The organism is Actinoplanes auranticolor (assembly GCF_018332655.1).
GTDB classification, from domain to species: domain Bacteria; phylum Actinomycetota; class Actinomycetes; order Mycobacteriales; family Micromonosporaceae; genus Actinoplanes; species Actinoplanes auranticolor.
Map to the genome: position 1 here is coordinate 65,419 of NZ_BOQL01000062.1, position 24,068 is coordinate 89,486.

General features: G+C 66.9%; 20 protein-coding genes. 7 read left to right on the forward strand and 13 right to left on the reverse strand.

The window, feature by feature from the left end:
* Positions 1-302: 302 nt before the first annotated feature.
* The 4 genes from Aau02nite_RS35205 to Aau02nite_RS35220 all read left to right on the forward strand — a co-directional run bounded on the left by Aau02nite_RS35205 (position 303) and on the right by Aau02nite_RS35220 (position 4,083).
* Positions 303-677: a response regulator transcription factor gene (locus tag Aau02nite_RS35205; protein WP_212992948.1), complete on the forward strand. Its 375-nt coding sequence runs from the start codon at positions 303-305 to the stop codon at positions 675-677.
* A complete protein-coding gene (locus tag Aau02nite_RS35210) occupies positions 664-1,350 on the forward strand; it encodes a response regulator transcription factor (protein ID WP_212992949.1) in 687 nt (228 codons plus the stop codon). The genes Aau02nite_RS35205 and Aau02nite_RS35210 overlap by 14 nt, the downstream gene beginning before the upstream one ends.
* Before the next feature lie 505 nt (positions 1,351-1,855).
* On the forward strand, positions 1,856-3,076 hold the full coding sequence (locus Aau02nite_RS35215; RefSeq protein ID WP_212992950.1) for a hypothetical protein: 1,221 nt from the start codon (positions 1,856-1,858) through the stop codon (positions 3,074-3,076).
* Positions 3,077-3,213: 137 nt separating this feature from the next.
* Positions 3,214-4,083, forward strand: a complete 870-nt coding sequence (locus Aau02nite_RS35220) for an alpha/beta fold hydrolase (protein ID WP_212992951.1) — start codon at positions 3,214-3,216, stop codon at positions 4,081-4,083.
* 723 nt (positions 4,084-4,806) lie between these two features.
* Here Aau02nite_RS35220 and Aau02nite_RS35225 read toward each other — a convergent pair.
* From Aau02nite_RS35225 to Aau02nite_RS35240, 4 genes are all read right to left on the reverse strand, one after another.
* Entirely contained in the window at positions 4,807-5,856 is a 1,050-nt protein-coding gene (locus Aau02nite_RS35225) for an SLAC1 family transporter (protein WP_212992952.1), read from the reverse strand.
* A 4-nt stretch (positions 5,857-5,860) separates the two neighbouring features.
* Positions 5,861-6,493: a pyridoxamine 5'-phosphate oxidase family protein gene (locus tag Aau02nite_RS35230; protein ID WP_212992953.1), complete on the reverse strand. Its 633-nt coding sequence runs from the start codon at positions 6,491-6,493 to the stop codon at positions 5,861-5,863.
* 30 nt (positions 6,494-6,523) lie between these two features.
* Complete coding sequence (locus Aau02nite_RS35235; RefSeq protein ID WP_212992954.1) at positions 6,524-7,432, reverse strand: alpha/beta fold hydrolase; 909 nt, start codon at positions 7,430-7,432, stop codon at positions 6,524-6,526.
* A 142-nt stretch (positions 7,433-7,574) separates the two neighbouring features.
* Positions 7,575-8,294 carry an alpha/beta fold hydrolase gene (locus tag Aau02nite_RS35240; RefSeq protein WP_212992955.1) on the reverse strand — a complete coding sequence of 240 codons (720 nt, stop codon included), beginning with the start codon at positions 8,292-8,294 and terminating at the stop codon, positions 7,575-7,577.
* 665 nt (positions 8,295-8,959) lie between these two features.
* Between Aau02nite_RS35240 and Aau02nite_RS35245 the strand changes: the two genes are divergently transcribed.
* A complete protein-coding gene (locus Aau02nite_RS35245) occupies positions 8,960-9,229 on the forward strand; it encodes a hypothetical protein (protein ID WP_212992956.1) in 270 nt (89 codons plus the stop codon).
* 370 nt (positions 9,230-9,599) lie between these two features.
* Here Aau02nite_RS35245 and Aau02nite_RS35250 read toward each other — a convergent pair whose 3' ends face one another.
* The 4 genes from Aau02nite_RS35250 to Aau02nite_RS35265 are packed head-to-tail and all read right to left on the reverse strand — an operon-like array spanning position 9,600 to position 12,702.
* On the reverse strand, positions 9,600-9,968 hold the full coding sequence (locus tag Aau02nite_RS35250; RefSeq protein ID WP_212992957.1) for a cupin domain-containing protein: 369 nt from the start codon (positions 9,966-9,968) through the stop codon (positions 9,600-9,602).
* An 18-nt stretch (positions 9,969-9,986) separates the two neighbouring features.
* Positions 9,987-10,895, reverse strand: coding sequence for an alpha/beta fold hydrolase (locus Aau02nite_RS35255; RefSeq protein WP_212992958.1), 909 nt, complete (start codon positions 10,893-10,895; stop codon positions 9,987-9,989).
* An 11-nt stretch (positions 10,896-10,906) separates the two neighbouring features.
* Positions 10,907-11,866: an alpha/beta hydrolase gene (locus Aau02nite_RS35260; RefSeq protein ID WP_212992959.1), complete on the reverse strand. Its 960-nt coding sequence runs from the start codon at positions 11,864-11,866 to the stop codon at positions 10,907-10,909.
* Complete coding sequence (locus tag Aau02nite_RS35265) at positions 11,866-12,702, reverse strand: alpha/beta fold hydrolase (protein WP_212992960.1); 837 nt, start codon at positions 12,700-12,702, stop codon at positions 11,866-11,868. The genes Aau02nite_RS35260 and Aau02nite_RS35265 overlap by 1 nt, the downstream gene beginning before the upstream one ends.
* Before the next feature lie 320 nt (positions 12,703-13,022).
* Between Aau02nite_RS35265 and Aau02nite_RS35270 the strand changes: the two genes are divergently transcribed.
* Positions 13,023-15,767 carry an ATP-binding protein gene (locus Aau02nite_RS35270; RefSeq protein ID WP_212992961.1) on the forward strand — a complete coding sequence of 915 codons (2,745 nt, stop codon included), beginning with the start codon at positions 13,023-13,025 and terminating at the stop codon, positions 15,765-15,767.
* Between the two features lie 257 nt (positions 15,768-16,024).
* On the opposite strand, the gene Aau02nite_RS35275 is transcribed toward Aau02nite_RS35270, so the two are convergent.
* Positions 16,025-16,864 carry an NAD(P)-dependent oxidoreductase gene (locus Aau02nite_RS35275; RefSeq protein WP_212992962.1) on the reverse strand — a complete coding sequence of 280 codons (840 nt, stop codon included), beginning with the start codon at positions 16,862-16,864 and terminating at the stop codon, positions 16,025-16,027.
* A 10-nt stretch (positions 16,865-16,874) separates the two neighbouring features.
* Positions 16,875-17,798 carry an SDR family NAD(P)-dependent oxidoreductase gene (locus Aau02nite_RS35280; RefSeq protein WP_212992963.1) on the reverse strand — a complete coding sequence of 308 codons (924 nt, stop codon included), beginning with the start codon at positions 17,796-17,798 and terminating at the stop codon, positions 16,875-16,877.
* 482 nt (positions 17,799-18,280) lie between these two features.
* Here Aau02nite_RS35280 and Aau02nite_RS35285 point away from each other — a divergent pair, with 482 nt between their 5' ends.
* Complete coding sequence (locus Aau02nite_RS35285; protein ID WP_212992964.1) at positions 18,281-19,849, forward strand: GMC family oxidoreductase; 1,569 nt, start codon at positions 18,281-18,283, stop codon at positions 19,847-19,849.
* Between the two features lie 595 nt (positions 19,850-20,444).
* On the opposite strand, the gene Aau02nite_RS35290 is transcribed toward Aau02nite_RS35285, so the two are convergent.
* The 3 genes from Aau02nite_RS35290 to Aau02nite_RS35300 all read right to left on the reverse strand — a co-directional run bounded on the left by Aau02nite_RS35290 (position 20,445) and on the right by Aau02nite_RS35300 (position 23,768).
* Positions 20,445-21,889, reverse strand: a protein-coding gene (locus Aau02nite_RS35290) for an IS3 family transposase (protein ID WP_212992965.1) whose coding sequence is annotated in 2 segments (ribosomal slippage) — positions 20,445-21,523 and positions 21,523-21,889 — 1,446 coding nt in all. Because the reading frame shifts where the segments join, the coding sequence is not laid out codon by codon here.
* Positions 21,890-21,942: 53 nt separating this feature from the next.
* Entirely contained in the window at positions 21,943-22,902 is a 960-nt protein-coding gene (locus Aau02nite_RS35295) for a helix-turn-helix domain-containing protein (RefSeq protein WP_212992966.1), read from the reverse strand.
* Between the two features lie 575 nt (positions 22,903-23,477).
* A complete protein-coding gene (locus Aau02nite_RS35300; RefSeq protein ID WP_212992967.1) occupies positions 23,478-23,768 on the reverse strand; it encodes a hypothetical protein in 291 nt (96 codons plus the stop codon).
* Between the last annotated feature and the right edge of the window lie 300 nt (positions 23,769-24,068).

Sequence of the window (24,068 nt, forward strand, 5' to 3'; positions counted from 1 at the left end):
TCGGCATGTTCGTCGGCTCGTTGGACACCGGGGGAAGAGCCGGTCTGCTGCCCGCAGAGCAGAACCACCAGCAACCGAGCCTGCCCACGCTGCCGGCCGGTTCTGCGAACCTCGGCCTCTCCGGTCGTGACGCCTGTCGCGCAGAATCAGCGACCTTCCGTTCTTGACGCCTTTGTCCCTTTCGAGCTGCACCTAAGCTGGCGCATAGCGGCGGCGTGCCGTCACGGGCCGGCCAGATTGCCCCGGAGAATTTCCGGTTAGCCCTACCGCCGTCGCGGGTGCTGCGCTGAGACGATGAGCGGATGCATGGCTTGATCCTGGTTGTCGACGACGACGCGTCCGTCCGCGGACTCGTCGTGCGCATTTTGCGCAGCTGGGGTCACATGGCGATCGGCGAGGCTGGTTCGGTCGCCGAAGCTCTCGCATACGCGGACGCATGGCGTCCCACCATCGCGCTGGTCGACATCGGTCTGCCGGACGGCGACGGGTTCTCCCTCACCCGACAGTTTCAGGCTAGGCCCTGGGCAATACGCGTCGTAGTCCTGTCCTCCGACGCCGACCCGTCGAACAATGCGGCCGCCATCCGGGCCGGGGCGATCGGCTTCTTCCCCAAGGACGAGCTTTTGAGCCCTGCCCTGCAACGACTCATCAAGGACGGGGCCGATGAAGAGCAGTGAAGCCGGCCGCCCGCTGAGGGTGGCTATCGGAGAGGACGACGTCCTGCTTCGCGAGGGCGTCGCCCGGATCCTCACCGACGCCGGACTCGACGTCGTCGCACGGTCCGGCGATGCTGACGATCTGATGCAACGAGCGCTCGCTTACCGCCCTGACGTCGTCATCACCGACGTACAGATGCCTCCCCAGTTCCAGGACGACGGCCTACGGGCGGCGATGGAGTTGCGCCGGCGTTCACCGGAGATCGGTGTTTTGATCCTGTCGCAGTTCTGTGAGCCCGCGTACGTGATGGATCTGGTCGGCGATCGGCCCGAAGGGGTCGGGTATCTGCTTAAGGAGCGGGTGGGGGATGTGACGGCGTTCGTGGATGCCGTCAGGCGGGTCGCGGCCGGCGGTAGTGCGCTGGATCCCGAGGTGGTTGTTCGGATGCTGGGGCGCCGCACCAAGGAGGGCCCCCTGCAACAGTTGACGCCCCGGGAGCTGGCCGTGCTCGCGGCGATGGCGGAAGGACTGTCCAACCTGGGGGTGGCCGAAAGCCTCCTGATCAGCCCCGCCTCCGTGGAAAAGCATGTGACAGCGATCTTCCGCAAGCTGCGTATCGCACCGACGGACAGCGAGAACCGCCGGGTCCAAGCCGTGTTGACCTATCTCCGCACAGACAATCCTCGGCGCTGAGCCGCCAGGTCTTGCACCTCAGCGCCGAGGAAGGCGCTGGCCGACGCCGAGGACAGGTGGACGTCGCCGGCGCCGGACTGCTGATCAGCAACGCCAGGATGGTCTTCCTCGCTCCTTCGTCGCCAGCCAGCGTGACGACTCCGGCCGCATCATCGACGTGACCCGGCTCGGCGAGATTACCTCCGCTTTACGGGTAGCCCTACTTTTTCTCCGGTGAACACCCAGCGGTATTCGGGTTAGCAGTCCTGGTCAGCACAGCGTGCGTTTGCGAGATTCAGACCAGACCTGATGACCGAGAAGCGCAATCACCCCTTGTGCGCGTGACGGCTTCCTCTTTCAACCCGGCACCTCCAGGGCGACACCGGCCCTGGTGCCTGAGTAGGCCTGCCGACCTTGACCGTCGGGACCGAACGAACATGTAGCGCCGTCCGTGCCGTGACAGACGACCGCTGAGGTCGGCTGACGGCGGCGGAGGTCCGCAGATATCCGAGCACTAGGGGCCGCTGTGAGCCACGAACGAGAGCCGCTCCGGGTGCGTGGCCGGTTCAACGCGATGTGGATGACGGCGGCGCTGATTGCCGGTGGTGCGGCGTTCCTGCTAGCTGGATTGTCGTCCGCTCGATCGACATTCACCAACCTCGCTGCGGGTTACCAATTGTGGCCTGGAAACTACTCGCAGGTGTGGCCGTGGTTCAGGTGGATTGTCGGTGACACCACCGAGGCCGGCTTCCAGAAGGACGCGCTGGCCGGTGTCCTGATGCTGATGGGCGCCGCGATAGCTCATTGGGGTGCCGGCCGGGGTAAACGGTGGGCGGGCTTCGCCCTGAGTGGAGGAATCGGACTCTTCCCGTGGATGGCGGGCAGTGCCTTCCTCGGTCTGCTGGTCAGCAATGCGGCGTGGGGCTGGACCATCGCCGTGTCCGGTATGTGGCAGCCGACATTCGTACCGTTCGTGTCGTTGCCGAGCGCTCTCGTCCTGGTCTACGGACGCGGGTGGGCGGTGGCCTTGACAGGTGCAGTGCTCGGCGCCGGTCTCACCACGCCAATCGCACTCCTGCTGGTGAATTTCGTTTGCCGACCGACCGGCCTCCCGAACGTCGTTGGCACAACCACAGGCATGGGGGTAAGCGCGTTGATCGCCTTTCCCCTCTGCCGATCATTGCCGTGGCTGCCTCGCTCCGCTGTCAGCGCAACAAGGGAGGCCGGCCCCGACTGCCCGGAACGCGGTAGTGCCGTTCCTGTCCATCAGGGGCCGTTCTGGGTCGCCCGCCGAACTCTGGCGGACTTCACCGAGGCGCAGTTCTACGGCAACGAGTGGGCCGGCGTTGGCTTGATCGCCGGCACGCTACTGAGCTATGGGCTCAACCCGGGTCTGCCCGCGTACGGTTCCGGGCTGGTGCCTCAGCTGCTGACCGCCCAAGTGTTGACGGCCGTGCTGGGGGTGGCGCTTTGGCGGCGTCAGTGGGCAGAGAGAGGCTGGTACCCGACCTTCGTCCCGGTGGTGTCCATCGCTCCGGCCGTGGTGCTGACCTACGGAGGAACTGTGCCCGCTGTTTTGGCGGGTGCCGTCCTCGGTGCCCTTGTCGGTCCGCCTCTGTCGATATTCATCGCGAGAGGGTTGCCGGCAGGCTTTCATCCTTTCATCGGAAACGTCATGTCCATGGCGGCGGGTACGGCGCTGATCGTGCCGTTACTGGGCGCCGTGCCCGGCTTTCGCAGTCCGTGAATCAGTCAGTCGTATTCACCCGGAAGGAGACGGGCCTGTATGCCGGATGCTCCGGCCTCGTCGTGTTATCACCAGCGAACCAACCGTCGACTAGTGCGGCTTCGGCCGTCAGCTCAGGCAGATCGGGAGTGAGAGCAATGAGTCCCTTCGACACCCGCTACAAAACAGCAAAAGTGAACGGCCTGGACATTTTCTACCGAGAGGCAGGTGACCCGTCGAGGCCCACCCTGCTACTGCTGCACGGCTTTCCTTCCAGCTCGCACATGTTCCGCAACCTGATCGCCTCACTGGCAGACGAATACCATCTGATCGCTCCCGACCATGTCGGCTACGGACGATCTTCGATGCCGTCCGTCACCGAGTTCAAGTACAGCTTCGACACCCTTGCAGAAGTCACCGAGGCGCTCGTCGATCAGCTCGAGTTGGAGCGCTTCGCCGTTTACATCCATGATTACGGAGCGCCGATCGGTCTGCGGATCGCAAGCCGTAACCCGGAGCGGATTACCGCCCTGATCAGTCAGAGCGGTAACGCGTACGTCGAGGGGTTCACGCCGTTCTGGGACATCCTATTCGCACATGCGAAGGACCGCCCGGCAAATGAGGCCGGGGTCCGCAGATATCTGACCAAGGAGACCACGCACTGGCAGTACACGCACGGCGTCCCGGTCGACCGCTTGGATCGTATAGCCCCGGAAACTTGGCTGCTCGATCAGGCGGGCTTGGACCGGCCCGACAACGATGCCATCCAGCTGCAGCTGTTCTGGGACTATCAATTCAACCTCGACGGCTATCCTGCGTTCCAGGAGTACTTCCGCACCCACCAGCCTCCGTTGCTGGTCACGTGGGGCAAGAACGACAAGATTTTCGGTGCCGCGGGCGCCGAGGCATTCCGGCAGGATTTCCCGGACGGCGAGATCCACCTGCTTGATGCCGGACACTTCGCGCTTGAAACGCACGGCCCGGAAATCAGTGATCACATTCGCTCCTTCCTTGGCAGGGTGCTTTAGTAATGTCCGCGTAACTTGCCGGGTGATGGTGTTCTACCGGGACATCTGGATCGTTGTGGATGCGGCCGAGCGGTTCTAAAAGCAACACTCCCGGCCGGCGTCGGAGGGAACTGCTCAGCCAGCATCCAAACGTCGATGCATGCGTCGGCAGCGCGGTAAGAGCGGGGTTAGGTGCACCAGCCGCTCGCTGAGCTGCCGGCGCATTGTGACGAAGCGACATGTGCGTAGTCGGCCAAGCGCGTGCTTCCCGCGAGTCGCGTTGCCAGCCCGGGCCGGCCTTGCATTCACGGACGCACCGATCCGAAGTAGCGACACCAAGGCGCACGGAATGGTCATACGTCGTCGCCACTCATCCGGATGGGACAGGGCGGTCAGGGCCCTGGGCGCGGTCGATCAGGCCGGCCAGCCCGGAACTGTATCCGGCGGGCGCCGCCCACGCCGCCGCCACGTCGATGCGGGTGCGGGCGCTGAGGACGGCGCGAGTGCGGGCGCGGCTGACCTTGGCATGGTTGACGACATTTGGTGAGTGCATCGCCGACGAGGCGGTAAGCGCTGGTCTCGACTTCCGACGACCAACCGCGCATGCGGATGGCCGTCGGAAGGCGGCTGCTGGTCGTCCAGGATCGACTTCACGCAGCCGCGTGATCCGCCCCGTGACGACGTCGAGGACGACGACGTCGAGAGGATTCCGCTGACGATCAGTCGGGGATCGGGTAGATCGTGTCAGGAGGTCTTGGCCAGGCCGGCAGCCGTCGACAGCGGCGGTGTACTGCTCACAGCCGGCATGTAGGAGGCCCGTGCGAGGCGTCGTACGGTGAGAATTCCCAACGCCGCGATGGCGAGAGTGAGTACCGCGAGCAGGACCGTGATCCACGCCGTCCGGCCCGGAGCCTGTTCCGCGGCCAGCCAGTTGACGGCCAAGGCGAAGACCGCCGCGTAGGAGAACGAGTAGGCCCACCAGCCGGGACCGAACGGAACCTGCCGGTAGACCGGGATCATCCGTAATTGCACCAGGGCCATCAGGATGGCATAGCCGACCAGTCCGGCGGCGATCGCGTCGATGTGCCCGCCGTTGATGAGGAACCAAGCGTTGCCCGCTACCGCCGGGGGCGCCGCGTCGATGGCGATCGTCGGGCGCAGCGCCGGGGGCAGCGCGGGCGCGGTGAACAGCCGTACCTGAACGATCGAGCCCAGGACGAGCCAGCAGACCACGCCGTAGCCGAACAGCACCATGGCCAGGGTGGGGTAACCGAACACGGCACTGCCGCCAGCGGCGATCAGGCCACCGGCGACCGTCGGCAGGAGGTACCCGGGATGCCATTGGGCGAGCTGGAGGTCGGCGATGATCCATTCGCCGGAGAGCCAGCTGCCGACCGCCATAGTCAGCACCAATGCCACTAGGAAGACGGTTTCGCCGACGGCTCTGGCATGGCCGCCGAGCGCGATACCGAGCAGCATCGGCACGATCACGATGAGCGCGGTGAACGGCGCGAACACCGGATCCCTCAACTCGGTCCTGATCCGGCCACCACGGATGACATTGCCGAGGTACCAGATCAGGGCGGCCAGCCAGATGCATGCCGCGGCGACCCACAGTGCGTCTGCCGGCCATCGAGGTAGCCCGGCGACGGCATGTGCCGTCGACCAGACCTGGGCCAGACCGCAGACACCGAACGGCATGCCGAACACGTTCGGGGTCACCCGGTACGCGGGCTGGCCGGTCCACGTACGGCGGCGGCTGCTGGGAGGTCGTCCCGTGAGGGTGTCTGTCATCTGGTCAATCGCCTTCCGATGGGCGGCAGTCGTTGCGCAGGGCTGTGTTTTCCGCTTCGAGTTCGGTGATGCGGTTGCGGAGCACGTCGAGGTGCGGCTCGAGGTCGGTGACGGTGTAGCGGGGGGTGATGTGCTGCTGGCAGTTCCAGTCGAAGGCTTCCACCGTGACGATGACGCCGCGCTCGATGACGGCGCGGTAGTCCGGGTTGCTCAGTTCCGCGATCAGGTCGGCGTCGTCGTCGGGGTATACGACCCGGGCGTGACCGTAGATCTTCAGCCGGCGCCGGTGCGGATAGTCCATGACGATGAGCGCTACTCGGTTGTCGCCGGCGATGTTGCCGGTGCTGATGTACTGCAGGTTGCCTTGGAAGTCGGCCCAGGCGATCGTGTTGTCGTCGCGGACCCGGAGGAAGCCGGGTGGCCCACCGCGGTACTGCACGTAGGGCCACCCGGACTCGCTGACCGTGGCGAGATAGAAGCTGTCGCGCGCGGCGAGGAACGTACGAACGTCAGAGGTAAACCGGTCCGGGCCGAAATGCCGGTTGCGGCGCCGGGCATAGAACTCCTGGCTTCCGTAGCGTTCCTGGACTTCGCCGACCTGGTCGGTGAAGGCGATGTCGGCGTAGTGCGCGCTCACGATGGAACCTCGTTGTCGTCAGATGGCCGGTCAGCGGATGAACTTGAGCAGTTCCGCGTTGAACTTGTCCTTCTCGTCGACATAGACCGCGTGCCCGGCAGTGGCGAAGGTGACCAGTCGCGCGTCGCGGATCCCCGCGGCCAGGGCCTGGCCGTGGTCCAGGGGCACGATCTTGTCGTTGATGGCGTGGAAAACCCGGGTCGGCACTTTCACCCGGGCCAGGTCGGCGGTCAGGTCATCGTCGCGCAAGGCGATCAGGCCGGCCCGGCTGGCCTGCAGCGAGGCCTGGTCGAGGCATTGCCGTTCGAAGAACTGCAGGAACGGATCCGTGGTGATGTCGGTGTGGGTGGAGAAGAAGTTCGCGGTCAGGCCCCGGATCGTCGCCGCCCGGTCGGTGGCGTAGCCGGAGATCAGGCCGTCGAGCCCGGCGGCGAGGTCGGCGGACTGCGGGCCGTACACGTAGCGGGGAGCCGAGGCTTCGGCCAGCACCAGCTTGCCCACCCGGCTGCCGAAGCGCGCCGCGTGGCGAAGCGCGACCGCGCTGCCCATCGAGTGCCCGACCAGGGTGACGTCCCGCAGCGACAACGCCTCGAGGACCTTCAGGATGTCTTGTGCCCACACGTTGTAGGTGTACGGGCCGTACGGGGCGTCGGACAGTCCGAAGCCGCGCAGGTCCAGGCCAATGGCCCGGTAGCCGTGATCGGCGAGGAACAGATAGTTGTACTCGAAGGTCGTCGAGGCCAGCGGCCAGCCGGGAACGAACACGACCGTTCCGCGGCTGCCGCCGTTCAGGTCCGAGACGTTGACCTCGACGCCCGGGGCCACCGGAATGCGAGTGCCGCCGCGGCTTGTAGTGGTGTGCGGGGCGGCGGCCGCCGGTGCCGTGCCGGCCCCGACGACGGCGGCTGCGGTCAGGGCGGCACCGGTTCCGGCGCTCAATACCGCTCGGCGCGAAGTCCCGTGTCGGCCGATCGGGTTGGTCTCACTTGTTTCGTTCCGCTGGTTCATGGGATGTGCGCCCTTCGTTGCGGTGCATCGGTCATCGGAATGCCTGCCGGCGTAGTGCCTTCGCGCGTGCCGGTCAGGCGTCCGTGAGCTCGTGGCTGCCGGCGGCTTCGAGGATGAAGCGTGCGGTCTCGGCCGGATGCGAGATGCCGACCACATGCGAGGCGCCCGCGATCTCGACCGTGCTGCGGGCCTTCGCCCGGGCTGCCATGATCCGGTGGGCGCCGACCGGGATGTTGCGGTCGAGTTCGCCGAACAGGAACCAGCTGGGCACCGACTGCCACAGCGGCTGGTCACCCGACGGCTCGGCCAACGCGCGGTCGGTGACCGGGCGCTGGGTGACGGCCATCAGAGCGGCCTGTTCGGCGGGGAGGTCCGCGGCGAACTGGTGGTGGTATTTCTCCGGCGCGATGTAGGTGTCCGCGCCGCCGGCGGCCGACGGCACGGGTACGAGGGTCTCGGCGAGGGTCGAGCCGGGCGTCAGCGCTGAGGCGTCGGCGCAGCTCTCTCCCGGTTCGAGGGCGAAGCCGGCGATGTAGACGGCGCCGATGACGTGATCGGGTTCAGCTGTGACGTTGGTGATGACCGCACCGCCGTAGGAGTGTCCGGCCAAGAGCACCGGTCCGTCGACGCTGCGCACCAGTTCGCTCAGCAGCGCCGCATCCGTCGCGACGCTACGGAGCGGGGTGGCGAAGGCGATCACCCGGTGTCCCGCGGTCTGTAGTGGTTCCAGGATGCCGTTCCAGCTGGACGACTCGGCGTACGCGCCGTGAACAAGGATCACCGTTGGTTTCATCTTCTGTTCCTTCCTGACAGCCCACCGCGTCGGCAGGTACTACGAGGCTTGCAAGGTGCCCGAACGGGAACCATCAGGGCAGCCGGATTCCTGTTCCGGCTGACCGGATCGACGTTGTGCCGGCCGACTCGTTCTGCGGTCAACCCCTGCCGCTCTTCGGGCTACCGGGCCTGGGCAGCGCGACCCGCCTTTGCGAGGTTCTGAACAGGCCGTTCGGCGCGGCTTCGGGCGGCAGCGCGATCCGAGCAGCTTGGCCCACACCGGCTTTCTGTACGGCGGGGTCATGTCGGCCGTATCGGGACGCTCTCCATCGATGGGAGAACGACAGTGACCGAGCAGGATTTGGCGGGGCGGTCAGCGCTCGTGACCGGTTCGACGAGCGGGATGGGTGAAGCGACAGCCAATCAACTGGCCCAGCACGGCGCACACGTGCTCGTCGAGGGCCGCCGCCAAAGAGCTGGGTGAAGGCGTCGTCGCGGCGGTCCGGGCCGCGGGCGGCAAGGCCGATTACGTCCAGGCCAATCTGACCGGCCGGGCCTCCACGCGCGACCTGGCGCGCCGGGTGTTGGAGATCAGCGGCGGGCTCATTGACATCCTGGGTCAACAGCGTCGGCACGGGCTTCTTCGGTCCGACTGCGCAGACACCGGAAGAGAACGGGGACGCCATGTTCAACATCAACCTCGAGGGCCATTCCTTCCTGGTCGCCGAGATCGCTCCCAAGATGGCCGCAGACCTCGCGGCCGGCACTGTGCCTTCGCCTACCGGACTGGTGATGACGGAGGAGCCGTTGCTGGCCTCGACCGGTGCAGTAAGCCGGTCAACCCTGGGCCGTCCTCGGTATCGAGCCGCCGAAACCGTCATCGATGACTTCGATGTCGAGGTGGTCGCCGTGCACGGTCACTGCGGCGGCGGCGTTGTGTGCACGGCCGCGTGAGTACTGGGGTGAGTTGCTGCGGAAGACTCCCCAGATGCTGCCTTCGACGGTAATCGGTACGGCGAACCCCGCCGCAGCGTCGGGTCGGTGGCTGGCTCAGCCGACGGTGACAGAGCAGACGGTGGCAGAGCAGACGGTCTCGCCCCGGAAAGGTGCCGGCACGGAGAACCTCCCCATGCTCATGGTCATGCCAGCGCGGGTGGGATCCGCGGTCCGATCGGTGCCGGGGCTGTCACAGGCGGCGATGACGACGGCCACCGCGTCATCGTGCAGGACGGCACCACGGCGCCGGAAGGGCCAAGCCGCAGCCGCAGAGACGAATCGATGCCGCGGTGCGGGCCTGGCCCGGCCTGCTCTGAGCACCCGTGTGTCAGTGCACGAACGTTGCCACGGGTTGTCCGGTCTCGACGATGTAGGTCGAGAGCATCAGCCCGGTGTCGGGGCCGAGATCGGTGGCGTTGTGCGGCGTGCGGGGCGGGATCAGGAAGCCGTCACCCGGGTGCAGGGTGAGTGTCTCCTGGTCACGGATCTCCATCCGTACGGTGCCGGCGACGATGTAGCCGACCTCCTCGCCGGGATGGATGTGCCAGCCCGACTGCACGCCGGCGGGGATTTCCGTACGGACCTGGACGATGTCGCGGCCCGGGATGGAGGAGCTGCGGCGCAGTGTCTCGGTGCGCTTGAGGGTGGCAGCAAGCTCGTCGGCCTGCTCGACGTGTTCGACAGCGTCGGGTGACATGGCTGGATCCTCCGGGTGTCAGGAAATCGGGAAGGCCGACGGCCGGTGCTCGAGAAATGCGGACAGGGCCGCCGCGGTCGCCTCGGGCTGGTCCTCGACGATGAAGTGGCTGCCCGGCATCGGATGGCCGCTGAGGTCGTCGGCCCAGGGCCGCCAGATGTCGAGCACGTCGCCGTAGAAGCGCGGCAGTGCCCCGTCAGCGCTCCACAGCGCGAGCAGCGGGCATTCGATCTTGCGGACACCCCGGTCGGCGTCGTCGTGCTGCCAGTCCACCGTCGCTCCCGCCCGGTAGTCCTCGCAGATCGCCTGCACCGTGCTCACGTCGTCGAGCAGCGCCCGGTAGCCGGCCATCAGGTCGGCCGGATATCTGTCCGGCGCACGTCCGAGGCCGAGGGCTCGGACGTGGAAGTCGAAGAAGGCGTCGGGGTCAGCGGTGATGAGCCGCTCGGGCAGCGGCGAAGGCTGGGCGAGGAAGGCCCAGTGCCAGTAGCCCAGGGCCATCTGCGCGTCGGCGCGGGCCCACACGTCGCCGGTGGGCACGACGTCGAGGACCGTGGCAGCGCTGACGCGGTCGGGGTGGTCCAGAGCCATTCGGTACGCCACTCGTCCGCCCCGGTCGTGGCCCGCGACGGCGAACTGCTCATGGCCGAGCATGCCCATGGCTTGGACGAGGTCAGCGGCAAGCGCCCGTTTGGAGTGTGGTGCGTGGTCCGCCGCGGGTGCGGGACGGAAGGATGCCCCGTACCCGGGCAGGTCTGCCACGACGACGGTGAAGCGGTCGCTCAGCAGGTCCGCGACGGTGTGCCACATGACGTGGGTCTGCGGGTAACCGTGCAGAAGGAGCAGCGGCGGTCCCTGCCCGGCGACCCGGGCGAAGATCCGCCCCCGGGCGGTCTGCAGGCCGTGCTGCACGAAACCGTCGAACATGACTTCTCCTTTCACTTCGCGGCGAGCGCCGTACGCAAGAAGCTCGTGGCCTGATCGATGGAGGCCCGGGTTGCGCGGGTGTCGGTGAGTGAGTTGAGCAGCATGAAGTCGTGGACGGTGCCGTCGTAGCGCACCGTGGTCACCGGCACGCCGGCGCTGCGGAGCTTGGCCGCGTACGCCTCACCCTCGTCGCGCAGCACATCGGCCTCGTCGACGAACACCAGCGTCGGGGGCAGCCCGCGGAGCTGCTCGACGGTGGCCTGGTTCGGGGAGGCGGTGATCTCGGAGCGCGTCGACTTCTCGGGCGCGTACGCGTCCCAGAACCACTCCATGGATTTGCGGCTGAGGTAGTACCCGCTGGCGAACTGCTCGTAGGAGGCGGTGTTCATCTCGGCGTCGGTGACGGGGTAGTAGAGGGACTGCTGCACGAAGGTGACGTCCCCTCGCTGTGTGGCCATCAGCGCCAGCGCCGCCGCCATGTTGCCGCCCACGGACTCCCCGGCCACCGCCATCCGCTCGGCGTCCAGGCCGCGGGTGGCACCGTCCCGGACGACCCACTGCGCCACCGCGTACCCCTGCTCGATCGCCACCGGGTAGCGCGCCTCGGGCGACGGCGTGTACTCGACGAAGACGACCGCAGCATGCGCGCCGACGGCGATCTCGCGGACGAGCCGGTCGTGGGTTCCGGCGTTGCCCAGGATCCAGCCGCCGCCGTGCATGTAGACGACGACCGGCAAGACTCCTGCGGCACCGGCCGGCTTGACGATGCGTACCCGGACATCACCGACAGCGGCCGGGACGATGATCCACTCGTCGTCCACCGGTAATTTCTCGACCGGTGCGGCCTGCAGGTCGTTGAGAATCTTGCGGGCGCCGTCCGCTCCGGCGTCGATCAGGAAGAGCGGGTCGGCGGTGGCCTCGACGAGTTGCTGGGCGGCGGGTTCCAGGACGATGGCAGGTCGATCGGACATCAGGACGCTCCGAGGAAGGCGAGGAGTTCACGGTTGACTTCGTCGGCGTGGCTGAGGCACATGAGGTGCGGCCCGCCCTCGATCTCCACGTAGCGGGCGTCCGGCAGCGCGGCGTGCATGCGGCGTCCCTGGCCTTCGACCGACAGGATCCGGTCGGCGGTGCCGTGCAGCACCAGCGCCGGGATGTCGATGCGTTTGATGTCGTTGTGGAAGTCGTCCAGCCAGGTCTGGGGGCAGGCCCAGGTCGCCTCCGGGGAGGCGTCGGCGCCGGCGTTCCACAGGTTGCGGACGGCGTCCTCGCTGACGCGCTTGCCGAGCAGCTGGTCGAGGTTGAGCATGTCGCCGATGATCGCGGTGAGCCAGGCGGGCCGGTCATGCAGGATGGCCTGCTGGACACCGTCGACGCCGACCTGGTCGACACCGTTCGGATTGTCCGGGGACTTGACGAACGAGGGTGCCAGGCTCTCGATGAACACGCAGGACTTGAGCCGCTGGGTGCCGTTGGCGCCGATGTAGCGGGCGACCTCGCCAGTACCCAGGGAGAGCCCGACCAGAGTGACGTCGTGCAGATCCAGGGTGGTGAGCAGCTGGTCGAGGTCGGCGGCCAGCGTGTCGAAGTCGTAGCCGCCGGCCGGCCGGCTGGATCGCCCGAAACCGCGCCGGTCGTAGGTGATCACCCGGTAGCCGGCGGCCAGCAGCGGGTGGACCTGCGGTTCCCAGGAACGGCTGTCGAACGGCCAGCCGCTGATCAGGACGACGGCAGGCCCGCTTCCGTGGTCCTCGTAGTAGAGGTTGATCGAGGTCGAGTTCTCGGTGCCGACAGTGATGGTTGACATGTGCGCTCCTCCGGTATCCGGTCTGGTCCGACCCTTCCAAAGGCCGGTGGAGCTGACCAGGACGGTCGGCCGGAAGAAAAGTAGGGTTAACCGTCCGGCTGGCCCTCTACCGTTTCCGGTTGACCCGAGAGCGGACGGCGGCGATCGTCGACGGACATACTGTGGGCCTTCCGAGCGGAAGGTGGTGGCGACCGCCGACGAGGTACGCCAGTGGTTTCAGCGTGACGGGCACGACGGCACACAGCGGCGGCTCGTCCTGACGGTAATGTCCCTCGAGCTGGAACTTGATGTGGCCGACCGCGGCGAAGACACTGTTGAGCATGCTGACGGGCCGCCGGGTCGAACGGGACGTATTGGAACGCCTGATCGAGGCAGTCCGTGGAGGCCAAGGCCGGGCCCTGGTAGTGCGCGGGGATGCCGGAGTCGGTAAGACGGCGTTGCTGGACTATCTGGCCGACCAGACGTCCCGGGCGGAATGCCGACTGGTGCGCGTGGCCGGCGTGCAGTCGGAGATGGAACTGGCGTTCGCTGGGTTGTATCAGCTGTGCGCTCCGCTGCTGGATCGGGCCGAGCAGCTGCCGGTGCCTCAACGGGACGCCCTGCGTACGGCATTCGGCTTGGTCGAGGGTCCACCGCCCGATCGTTTCCATATCGGCCTGGCGGTGCTCAGTCTGCTGTCGGCGGCCGGGGGTGACCGCCCGGTGGTCTGTCTGGTCGATGATGAGCAGTGGCTGGATGAGGGCTCTGCGCAGGTGCTGGGGTTTATCGCGCGCCGGCTGTTGGCCGATCCGGTCGGGCTGGTCTTCGGGGCCCGTGAGCCCGGTGCTGAGCTGGCCGGGTTGCCTGAGCTGCAGATCGACGGCCTGGCGGACGATGAGGCTCGGGCGCTGTTGGATTCGGCGTTGACCGGGCCGCTGGACGGGCGGGTCCGTGATCTGTTGGTGGCCGAGGCGCGGGGTAATCCGCTGGCCCTGCTGGAACTGCCACGCGGGATGTCCCCGGACGAGCTTGCGGGTGGGTTCGGGTTGCCGGGTGCGATGCCACTGGCCGGCCGGATCGAGGACAGCTTCCTTCGCCAGCTTGCGGTCATGCCGATCGCGACCCGGCAACTGATGCTGCTCGCGGCGGCTGACCCGTCCGGGGACCCGTCGCTGGTCTGGCGGGCGGCCGACCTGCTTGATCTGCCGAAGGACGCTGGGGAGCCGGCCGTCGAGGCGGGGTTGGCGGAGTTCGGTACCCACGTGCGGTTCCGGCATCCGCTGTTGCGCTCCGCGATCTACCGGTCTGCTGCGCAGACCGAGCAACGGGCGGTGCACGCCGTGCTGGCCGAAGCGACCGACGTGGTGGTAGATCCAGATAGGCGGGCCTGGCATCGGGCGCAGGCTGCGGTCGGATTGGATGAGCGGATCGCGGTTGAGTTGGAGGCGTCGGCGGGCCGGGCGCAGGCTCGTGGGGGGTTGGCGGCGGCGGCCGCGTTCCGCGAACGGGCGGCTTTGCTGACACCGGATCCGGGTCGCCGGGCGAGCCGGCTGCTCACCGCCGCTCGGGCCAAGCGTGACGCGGAGGCGTTCGCGGCGGCCGCGCAGCTGCTGGATGCCGCCCGGGCCGGGCCGCTGACCCCGTTGGAGACCGCGGGTGCCGAGCGCTTGCGTGGGCAGATCGCCGGTTCCCTGGGCCAGAACCGCAACGCCGGCCAGCTGCTCCTCGGCGCGGCGCGGTTGTTCGAGCCGCTCAGTGCTGACCTGGCGCGGGAAACTCACCTGGAGGCCCTCTGGGAGATCGCGATGTGGACCGGTGACCGGGAGGGTCTCAGGCGGGACGCCGCCTTGGCTGCCCGGGCCGCGCCGTCCGCCCCCGAGCCCTCTCGTGCCGTGGATGACCTGCTCGATGCGCTGGCCCTGCGGTTCACCGAAGGGTTCACCGCCGCCGTGCCGGCGATGTCCCGGGCCCTCGACAGCCTCCTCGCCATGGACATCGGATCTGAGGCCGCCCGGCACCTGCTGTGGTCCGGGGCCCGCCCGGCCGGTTGCCTCCTCACCATGGAACTGTCCGACATGCACGCGTGGCAGGTTCTGACCGCCCGGAACGTGCAGCTCGCCCGCGACGTCGGCGCCCTCGTGCCGCTGGAACTCGGGCTGCATCATCGGGCACTGTTCCACATTCATCAGGGCGAGCTGGACACGGCCGCCCGGCTGCTCGCGGAAAACGACCTGATCCGCATGATGACCGGTCGGCTGATGGGCGCAGTCACCGGGATGCTGCTCGCCGCTTGGCGCGGTGACGAGACTCGCGCGGGTGAGCTGATTCAGGCCTTGACGCATGAGGTGAGCACCCGTGACACGGAAGTGCTGGTGGCGTACGCGATGCTGGCCGGTGCGGTGCTGAACAACGGTCTGGGCCGGTATGAGCTGGCCCGCGACTGCGCCCGGCAAGCGTTCGAGCTCGATGTTTTCGGCTCGGAACCGCTGGTCGTGCCGGAGCTGCTCGAGGCGGCTTCACGGACGGGGGACTTGGGGCTGGCCGGTGTCGCTGTGGAGTGGTTGTCGGAGCGTGCGAGTTCGGCTCCGACCGATTGGGCTGTGGGGATGGCGGCTCGTGGTCGTGCGTTGCTCAGCGAGGGTGACGCGGCCGAGGCCGGCTACCGGGAGTCGATTGAGTGTCTGGTTCGGGCCGGGTTCGGTGCTCAGGTGGCCCGTGCGCATCTGCTCTATGGGGAGTGGTTGCGGCGGCAGAACCGGCGGTCTGATGCTCGGGTTCAGTTGCGCACGGCGTACGAGAAGCTGACCGCGATGGGTGCGGAAGGGTTCGCGGAGCGGGCGCGTCAGGAACTGTCCGCGGCGGGGGAGACCGCGCGGAAGCGCAGTGTGGGGACGGTTACCACGTTGACCGCGCAGGAGGCGCTGATCGCTCAGCTGGCTCGGGACGGGCACACCAACCTGGAGATCGCTGGGCGGTTGTTCCTGTCGGCGCGGACGGTTCAGTATCACCTGCGCAAGGTGTTCACCAAGCTGGGCATCAACTCCCGCCGCGAGCTGCGCGCCGCGCTACCCCCGGCGGTGGGATAGCACCAGCGGGCACGACCGTGCACCTCGGCGGACGCGATCGGCGTCGTCCACCGTGACGATGGCAGAGGCCCCGAGTGCAAGGTCGGCAGGTCCGGCGGTGCCCGACGCCTCGAGCAGATCCGTGGCGGCGGCCGCCAGCGCGAGGCGCGTGACGCCGGGGACAAGGCCGACAAAAACCGGTTGAGTAAGAATCCTCGGACCGTCAAAGTTCCTGCCGCGCAGAGGTCACAGAAACATCTGCCGCACCGCGGCGAACCTCAGCTGGTCACCAACCGGGCCAAGCGGGGAAGGGCCTCGGCGCCCGCCACAGCGCGGTCGGTGAGCGGGTCAATCTCGTCACCGAGCAAGGCGACCGCTTTGCGGTATATGTCCATGTCGATGAGCTGCAGCCGGCTCAGGTGCTCGGCGTTGTCCGTGGTGATGGTGCATCCCAGCGACTGCAGGGCGACACTGGACCCAGTGCCCGCGCGGATGACATTCACCAATGCACTCAGGTCGAGTCCGAGGCGGCCGGCAACGTCCAGTAGCTCGGCGATGTTCTGCTGGTTGGCCATGAGCAGCGTGTTGTTGAGCAATTTGCCGGTCTGGCCGGCGCCGTGTCCGCCGAGATGGGCGACGGTGGTGGCGAACGTCTCGAAGACCGGGCGCACGGTCGCCACCACATCCGGATCTCCACCGACGAGCACGGTCAGCCGCTTCTCGACCGCCCCTGCGTGCCCGCCGCTGACCGGGGCATCAAGCACCCTTACCTGGTGTGGCACCGCCAGACGGGCGAGCTCCGCAGCGAACGCAGGCAACCCGGTGCCGAAATTGACGAGCACGGCACCGGGCTTGAGCGACTCCAGCAGGCCGCCATTGGTGACAACCTCACGCACGTCCGGGTCGTCGTTGAGGCACAGTCCGACGATGTCACTATCAGTGCCGAGGTCAGCGACAGTGCTACACGCCTCGTATGTGAATCCGTCCAGGACATCGAGCGAGGCCTTGTGTCGCGCCCAGACGTGTAAGGGAAAACCGGCCTCAGCGATGGCGCGAGCCATCGGGGCGCCCTGGTCACCGAGGCCGATCCAGCCGATACGCGGATGCATTGAGGTCATGGTGGCTTCCTTACTTCTCGTTGAAGCCGACGGCAGCGGCGGAGATCGCCCAGAGCCGCTCGGCGTTGTCCGGGTCCAGGGAGTACGGCGCCACGCTGCGGACGAGCTCCTCGACGTCGGTGGGCCGCTGGTCGATGGGTACGGCTTCCTGGTTGTCGTTGAAGTAGCGCCCGCCGATGCCTTCCAGCTGCGGCGAGGCGGCCAGCAGCACCGACGTCGAGGCGCCCTGCTCGGTCGTCTTCTGCAGCTCTACCGGGGTGGCGAGCTTGCCGCCCACGTGACGTTGCAACGGGGTCATGATGGCGCCGGGGTTGACCGCGTTCACTGTGATGCCGTCGTTGCGCCAGCGGGCGGTCGCTGCCACGACGAACAGGTTCACCGCCGTTTTCGACTGGGCGTAGGCGAGCGTGGCGTCGTACGGGCGGAACTTGAAGTTGATGTCGTCGAAGACGACCGGCGAGAACAAGTGAGCGGACGAGCTGAGGCTGACTACCCGGGCCCCACCTGCTGCGGCGAGCGCGGGATGCAGCTGCGTGGTGAGGGAGAAGTGGCCGAGGTGGTTGGTCGCGAACTGGAACTCCCAGCCCCGCGGGTCGGGCGTCAGCGACGGCAGTGCCATCACACCCGCGTTGTTGATCAGCAGGTGCAGCGGGCCTTCCCAACCTGCGGCGAACGCGGCGATCGACGTGTGATCGGTCAGCTCCAGCGGCCGTACCTCGACGCCGTGGCCGATCTCCTCAGCCACCTTGTTGCCACGCTCGACATCGCGCACGGCGAGCGTGACGGACGCGCCACGGCGAACCAGCGTGCGGGCGGTCTCGACCCCGATCCCGGAGGCCCCGCCGGTGACGACTGCCCGCTTACCAGTCAGGTCGATGCCCTCGGAAACCTCGTCGGCCGTCGACTTGGCCCCGTACGGCGTGGTGATACGCATGCATGGCTCCTAACGCGCTTGTACCGATTGCCGATTCATCGTGACGTTCGCAGCAGGGGCGAGCGGGAGCTATCAGGCCAGCCGGATTCCTCTTCCGGCTGACCTGATTGGCGGTCGTAAAGGCCGTGGCAACGACCTTGAAAGGCGGTCGGCCTGGGCTCGCCGTTGCGCCGCATGGGGCGTGATTAAAGCCTCTCGGGTCGTCCTGGCCCCCTTGGGACTGTCGGGTTTGCCGGAACAAGATTCGGCGCCAACCGGGTGTTGCAGCCTCCCAGCCGCTGCCAATGTCGATGGGCAAGGGGGAGTCCGACTGGAAGCCGAGACGGCCTTCTCCGAGGCGCGCTTGGGCGCTTCGCTCCTGTCGGTCCGGATGCCCAGCGGGACATCCGTCCTGCGGCGCGGTGGTTCTCCCAGCAGTGGGTGTTCAGCTTCCCCGGCCCTGCCACCGGATGGGTCGCCGTTCACAACCTGAGGAGCAATTCATGGCACAGCCCGACCGCACTTTCGACTACGTCATTGTCGGGGCCGGCTCTGCAGGATGCGTTCTGGCCGCCCGGCTCACCGAGGACCCCGGGGTGAGTGTGGCTCTCGTCGAAGCTGGACCGCCGGACACCGCGCAAGAGATCCATATTCCGGTGGCGTTGGCATCGTTGTTCAAGAGCCGCTGGGATTGGGACTACGACAGCGAGCCGGAGCCGGCGCTAGATGGCCGGCGAAACTACGTTCCGCGCGGCCGCACGCTGGGCGGGTCGAGTTCGATGAACGTGATGATCTACACGCGTGGCAACAGGGTCGACTACGACGACTGGGCCGCTGGGGGAGCGGAGGGTTGGAGCTACGACGAAGTTCTCCCGTATTTCCGGCGCGCGGAGGACAACCAGCGTGGGGCGGACCACTATCACGGTGTTGGCGGTCCGCTGACCGTGTCCGATGGCCGTTCGCTGAACCCGCTCGGGGAAGCCTTCCTCGAGGCCGCGGAGCAGGCGGGCCACCGGCGGAACGCCGACTTCAACGGAGACAGTCAGCTCGGGGTGGGGCGTTTCCAGCTGACGCAGCGCAACGGCCTGCGCTGGAGTACCGCCGACGCTTACCTGCGTCCGTCGTTGGACCGGCCGAACCTCACAGTGATCACCGAGGCGCTGGCTCACCGGGTCCTCTTCGAAGGTGACCGGGCGGTTGGGGTCGAGATCAGTCAAGGCAGTGCCCTGCAGAAGCTCCGCGCCGACCGTGAAGTCGTTCTGTCCGCCGGAACCTACGGCACGCCCCACCTGCTGCTGCGATCCGGCGTCGGGCCGGCACCAGCGCTGACTCCTTTTCAGATAGCCGTCCTGCACGAGCTACCGGTGGGGCAGCAGCTGCAGGACCATCCCTTCCTCACGCTGAACTACCTCACCGACGAGGAATCGTTGATGACGGCCCTGAGTCCCGCCAACCTGGCGCTGCTGCAAAACGAGCACCGCGGTCCGCTGACGTCCAACATCGGCGAGGCAGGCGGATTCATGATGACCCAGCCCGGGCTCGCCGCACCCGACCTGCAGTTCTACCAATCGCCGGCGTTGTTCTACCAGGAGGCGCTCGGACCGCTGATCGCGCACGGGTTCGCGATCGGACCCTGCGTGATCAAGCCGACCAGCCGTGGCTCCTTGACGCTGCGCACGGCCGCACCGGACACCGCGCCCAGGATCCAGCACAACTTCCTCACTACCGAGGAAGACCAGCAGACCATGCTCGCCGGTGTGCGTATCGCGTTGGACATCGCCGGCCGCCCGGCCCTCAAGAGCGTGACAACGGGCCCGTTCACAGTGCCGGAATCGTCCTCCGACGCCGATCTGCTGGCCTACATCAGGCGCACGACTCAGACGCTGTACCACCCGACTTCGACGTGCGCCATCGGCTCGGTCGTCGACAGCAAGCTGCGTGTCCTGGGGCTGCAAGGTTTGCGAGTCGTGGACGCTTCAGTGATGCCGTCGGTCCCTCGAGGCAACACGAACGCGGCCACGATCATGATCGCCGAGAAGGCAGCAGACCTGATTCGCGAGAAAGCGAACTGAGCTACTGAGGCGGCTGAAGCCGCAACAACTCCCGGGCACGGTGACGTCATGGTGTTCGGTGCCTCCCATTGCTGATCGCGGCACTGAACGGCGGGCCGACGTTGACCTCTCACCGACGACATTCTGCTGTTCCCGGCCGTCGTCGTCGGTCTCCCCCCTCATCGGTGGTCTCGGGCCCGCACTGATCGCCGCGGTGGCCGCGTCACAGCTGCCGAAATGGTTCTTCACCGCGCGGGCCGGCCGGTTCACCATCGCCGATGGCGACAACCCGCTCAAATGGCCGTTTTCGTCATGGTCGCGGTGGAGGTCAGCTGGGTCGTGGACACCGTCGCCCGCAGGACCCGCCAAGCCGCCCAGTCCGGGGCGGACGCGCAGGCCATGGCCCTCGTCCCCCGGCAGCGTACAGCGCGCCGGACGCCCCCTACTCGCGCTGCTCGACCGGTTCCGTGAAGCTCTGACCCTCGACTTGGTGGCCCCGCTGGGCTTACCAGGGCTATGCCTGCGGCTTTGCTTCTGAGGGCCCCGGCTTCCCCATTGAGCTGCTGCCACGTTCGAGCGCTTCGGAATTTGTCAAGATCGGTGAGACCAGTGGGTGTTAAGCAGCGAGGGTTAGGGCCTCGTGCTGGTCGGTGGCTGGTACGGGCTTGTTGATCCAGGCGGTGTCGGCCAGCCGTAGGCTCTTGGGTTGGGGCCGGCGGGTGAATCGTTCGGGGTGCTGGGCCCAGGCGGTGTCCAGGACCTGTTGCCGGGCAACAGTGATCGCGTCGGCGTGGCCGTAGTGGACCGCGGCCGGGGTGTGCAGGCCGATCCCGGTGTGGTGGTGTTCGTGGTTGTACCAGGTGAAAAACGAGTCGCAGAACGCGCGGGCGTCCTGGATCGACCCGAACCGGCCCGGGAAGCTCGGGTGGTACTTCACCGTTTTGAACGCCGCCTCGGAGTACGGATTGTCGTTGGAGACGTGCGGACGTGAATGCGACCGCAGCACGTGCAGGTCAGCGAGCAGATCAGCGACCTTCTTCGAGGTCATCGACGTGCCGCGGTCGGCGTGGACCACCTGCGGGATCCCGTGCACGGCGAACACGTCGGCGATGAACTCTTCGGCCAGGACCGCGGATTCGGTGGTGGCGACCTTGTGCCCGACGGTGTACCGGCTGTAAATGTCGATCATCACGTAGGCGTCGTAGTAGACACCCCGACTCGGGCCGGGCAGTTTCGTGATGTCCCAGGAGAACACCTGTCCCGGACCGGTCGCGGTCAGCTCAGGGCGGGTGCGGGCCGGGTGCCGGGCCAGCCGGCGGCGCTCGACGACCTGCCGGTTGGCGCGTAAGACCCGGTAGAGGGTGGCCACCGAGGCCAGGTAGACGCCCTCGTCCAGCAGGGTGGCGAACACCTCGATCGGGGTGGTGTCGACGAACCGGTCGCTGTTGAGCACCGCGAGGATCCGGGCCCGTTCAGCGCCGCTGAGCCGGTTCGCCGGCGCCCGCCGCGACACCGGCGGGCGCACCGGGCCCAGCACGGCCCGGCGGTGCACGGTGGCCCGGGAGATCCCGGACAGCCCGGCCGCGTCCCGATGCGAGACGTGCACCCGCAGCTGGTGGTAAGCGCCGGTCATCACCGTCTCGACGTCGGTGGCCTGTCCCCGCTCTCGGAGATGTCCTCCAAGAGCGCCTGTGCTTTTCCCATGATGCTCAGAGCTGCTTCAGTCCGGACCAGGCGCCGTTCTGCCAGGTCGAGCTGACGCCGTAGCCGGGCGATCTCGGCTTGGTCCCCGGTCGGGCGGCCGACCACCGACCCGGCTGGTTTGCCGGTGAGTAGTCCAGCGTCGCGGGTTCGGCGCCACTCGCTGATCAACGACGAGTACAAGCCGTTCTCCCGCAGGAACGCGTTTCCGGTCCCCGTTTCGGTCGCGGTCTCGTAACCGGCGAGGAGCCGGAGTTTCTCCGCCGGGCTGAACGAGCGCCGGCGTGGCCGATCCGTACGCGGTTTCTTGGCCATGTCCCCATCGTCGCTCACCGACGGGTCCAGCGTGTTGATCGTCAACGTGATCAATCCATCCTCGCCCCGGGCGGGCTACAACCTATGAACCGCTGGTCTCACTCAACCCTGACACCCAGGGCTTCCGCGGTGACCGCGTCCTGTTCCTGCTCGGAGAGCCTCACGAATGCTAGGGCTGCCTCGCACTGTTCCCGCAGATCGTCGCGGTCGAACCAGCGCAAGGGGTGTCGGGGATCAGTGGTGTCATAGACGCCCTGACCATGGGCCTCCATGACCACGAGGTCGTGTCGCCGGTAGTCGTAGGCCCCCTCCGGGGGGAGTAGGGCGCTCAGCATTTGATCGCGCCAGTCCCATACGGACTCAAGCTCGTCTTCGTCATCCCAGTCGTCGTGTTCGCGGTGATGGAGGCCGGGATACATGTCCAGGATGCTGCCGGGGCTGGGCGGATCGGTGTTCATGATGACGATCGACAGGGCGTACTCGTCTGCGAGACAGGTGGGACGAGGGATCCGGCCTTCGCCCAGTTCGTGACCGGCCCACATGATGCGCTCGCCCATCCGGACCAGCCAGTGGTTGTTCACCTGGGTAAGCGCGAGCTCGGGTAGATCGCGGAGAAGGTCAACCTCCCTGATGGATGCCTCGCCTTTGAGGAATGCAGGAAAGCCGCACCCGAGGGCGTGTTCGGCATGGAACTGCCCGCTCTTCATGGGGGCGAAGTCGGAGAACACCACTGTGCTATGCAGCGCTGCCGCCTCCGCTGCTGTGAGCGGATCTCCGGTGAACGCAGCATTGAAGAACCGGGTGAACTCATCGACCTCTCCTTCGGCTGCGGGCACTTCTGTGGATCCCATCAGCTGATGGAACTCGGCCAAGTTGAGGCGCAGCGCTCGGGCAAAGCCCCTGATGTTGTCCGCTTTGAACCCGTCCAGCGCGGTGGCGGCTTCCAGGCGGCGCCAGGTCGCGACGGAGACCTCCGCACGTCTCGCGGCTTCCTGCTGAGTGGACCCAAGTTCGTTGCGTCGCTGGCGGACGGGATTGACTGGCTGACTCGGCGACATGGATACTCCTGTGAGCGCTCGATGAGTGCTCACGAACGTTAGCGCTCACTGAGCGCTTACGCAATCATGCTGGTCGGAGCTGGGGCGTGGTGGGTTGAGTCAGCTACTCATGCCAGCCCAGTCGATCGGTAACGGGCAAGGCCCGGGCCGAGCACTGACTAGCCAGCGGAACAGAACGAGCCTCCACGTACATGCACGGTTGCCATGGGTCGACGTCACTCTTATCGGGGCTTCGTCGTGTAAGCGATCAGGGTTCCTCCCTCCTCTGGGCGGTAGTAACCGAACCCATCCTCCTAGGATGCTCTAGCCGAGGTTGCCCTGAACTGGCGTTAGTCGGCATACGCAACGACCGCCCCGCCGCTCCAGCCAAGACCCGACTCATCGCACACGACGTCCTGGCCCGCACCATCCTGCGATGGTGGTACAGCGAAGCCGACATGCGAACACGCATGGCTGCACTGAACGAAACGCGCTCGACCCGACAGCCTTCGAGCGACTGATCCACCGCGTCCGCACGGCACTGCCCTCACTCGACATCCCCACCAAAGACTGGCTCGCCGCCGCCACCAAAGTCCTCAACGAAATCCACCCGCGCCGGGGCTCGAGCGAACAACCACCAAATTGATAACCCCAGCTGGCAAGTCGGCAACTCCCGCCCGGAAGCTGGCGTCACTGCCCGATTCGTATCCGTGACCAACGGGCTGCCGCGAATCATCACTGTCCACCAAGTGAAAGGCGATGAGGCGGAAGCCGTTCTCGTGCTTCTCTCGAAAGGCAAAAAAGTAAAACGGCGCGGAAGGTAATAGCAATGCCTCAGCGGCCATGGAGGAATGGCTCGGGGCCGCAAACCTCTCCAGCGAAGCCATGCGTGTACTTAAAGTAGCAGCCACTCGCGCCCGACGCCTGCTCGCCATAGCTCTACCAGCCGAGTTCAAGCCAAGAATGGCTGAATTCCTCAAAGGCCTTGGAGTGCCGGCGCAGGAACGCTAACGAGCACATCAATGCTTCTGCGCGTCGCTCTGCCATGCATGCTCGGTGCGTCCAGACGGGCACCGGAAGCGCTGAGAGGACGCCGCTACCAGAGCCGCGGTCGCAAACGTACAGGTCAGGTACGATGAAGTCGACTCGAGAAGGGTGATGCGTTTGGACCCCTTTACTCGGCCGAG

What these genes read in the sequence shown, in the direction of transcription:
- Aau02nite_RS35205 (WP_212992948.1), top strand. Translation starts at nt 303, where the DNA reads ATGCATGGCTTGATCCTGGTTGTCGACGACGACGCGTCCGTCCGCGGA.
- Aau02nite_RS35210 (WP_212992949.1), top strand. Translation starts at nt 664, where the DNA reads ATGAAGAGCAGTGAAGCCGGCCGCCCGCTGAGGGTGGCTATCGGAGAG.
- Aau02nite_RS35220 (WP_212992951.1), top strand. Translation starts at nt 3,214, where the DNA reads ATGAGTCCCTTCGACACCCGCTACAAAACAGCAAAAGTGAACGGCCTG.
- Aau02nite_RS35225 (WP_212992952.1), bottom strand. Translation starts at nt 5,856, where the DNA reads ATGACAGACACCCTCACGGGACGACCTCCCAGCAGCCGCCGCCGTACG.
- Aau02nite_RS35240 (WP_212992955.1), bottom strand. Translation starts at nt 8,294, where the DNA reads ATGAAACCAACGGTGATCCTTGTTCACGGCGCGTACGCCGAGTCGTCC.
- Aau02nite_RS35245 (WP_212992956.1), top strand. Translation starts at nt 8,960, where the DNA reads ATGTTCAACATCAACCTCGAGGGCCATTCCTTCCTGGTCGCCGAGATC.
- Aau02nite_RS35250 (WP_212992957.1), bottom strand. Translation starts at nt 9,968, where the DNA reads ATGTCACCCGACGCTGTCGAACACGTCGAGCAGGCCGACGAGCTTGCT.
- Aau02nite_RS35255 (WP_212992958.1), bottom strand. Translation starts at nt 10,895, where the DNA reads ATGTTCGACGGTTTCGTGCAGCACGGCCTGCAGACCGCCCGGGGGCGG.
- Aau02nite_RS35260 (WP_212992959.1), bottom strand. Translation starts at nt 11,866, where the DNA reads ATGTCCGATCGACCTGCCATCGTCCTGGAACCCGCCGCCCAGCAACTC.
- Aau02nite_RS35265 (WP_212992960.1), bottom strand. Translation starts at nt 12,702, where the DNA reads ATGTCAACCATCACTGTCGGCACCGAGAACTCGACCTCGATCAACCTC.
- Aau02nite_RS35270 (WP_212992961.1), top strand. Translation starts at nt 13,023, where the DNA reads ATGCTGACGGGCCGCCGGGTCGAACGGGACGTATTGGAACGCCTGATC.
- Aau02nite_RS35275 (WP_212992962.1), bottom strand. Translation starts at nt 16,864, where the DNA reads ATGACCTCAATGCATCCGCGTATCGGCTGGATCGGCCTCGGTGACCAG.
- Aau02nite_RS35280 (WP_212992963.1), bottom strand. Translation starts at nt 17,798, where the DNA reads ATGCGTATCACCACGCCGTACGGGGCCAAGTCGACGGCCGACGAGGTT.
- Aau02nite_RS35285 (WP_212992964.1), top strand. Translation starts at nt 18,281, where the DNA reads ATGGCACAGCCCGACCGCACTTTCGACTACGTCATTGTCGGGGCCGGC.
- Aau02nite_RS35295 (WP_212992966.1), bottom strand. Translation starts at nt 22,902, where the DNA reads ATGTCGCCGAGTCAGCCAGTCAATCCCGTCCGCCAGCGACGCAACGAA.
- Aau02nite_RS35300 (WP_212992967.1), bottom strand. Translation starts at nt 23,768, where the DNA reads ATGGCTTCGCTGGAGAGGTTTGCGGCCCCGAGCCATTCCTCCATGGCC.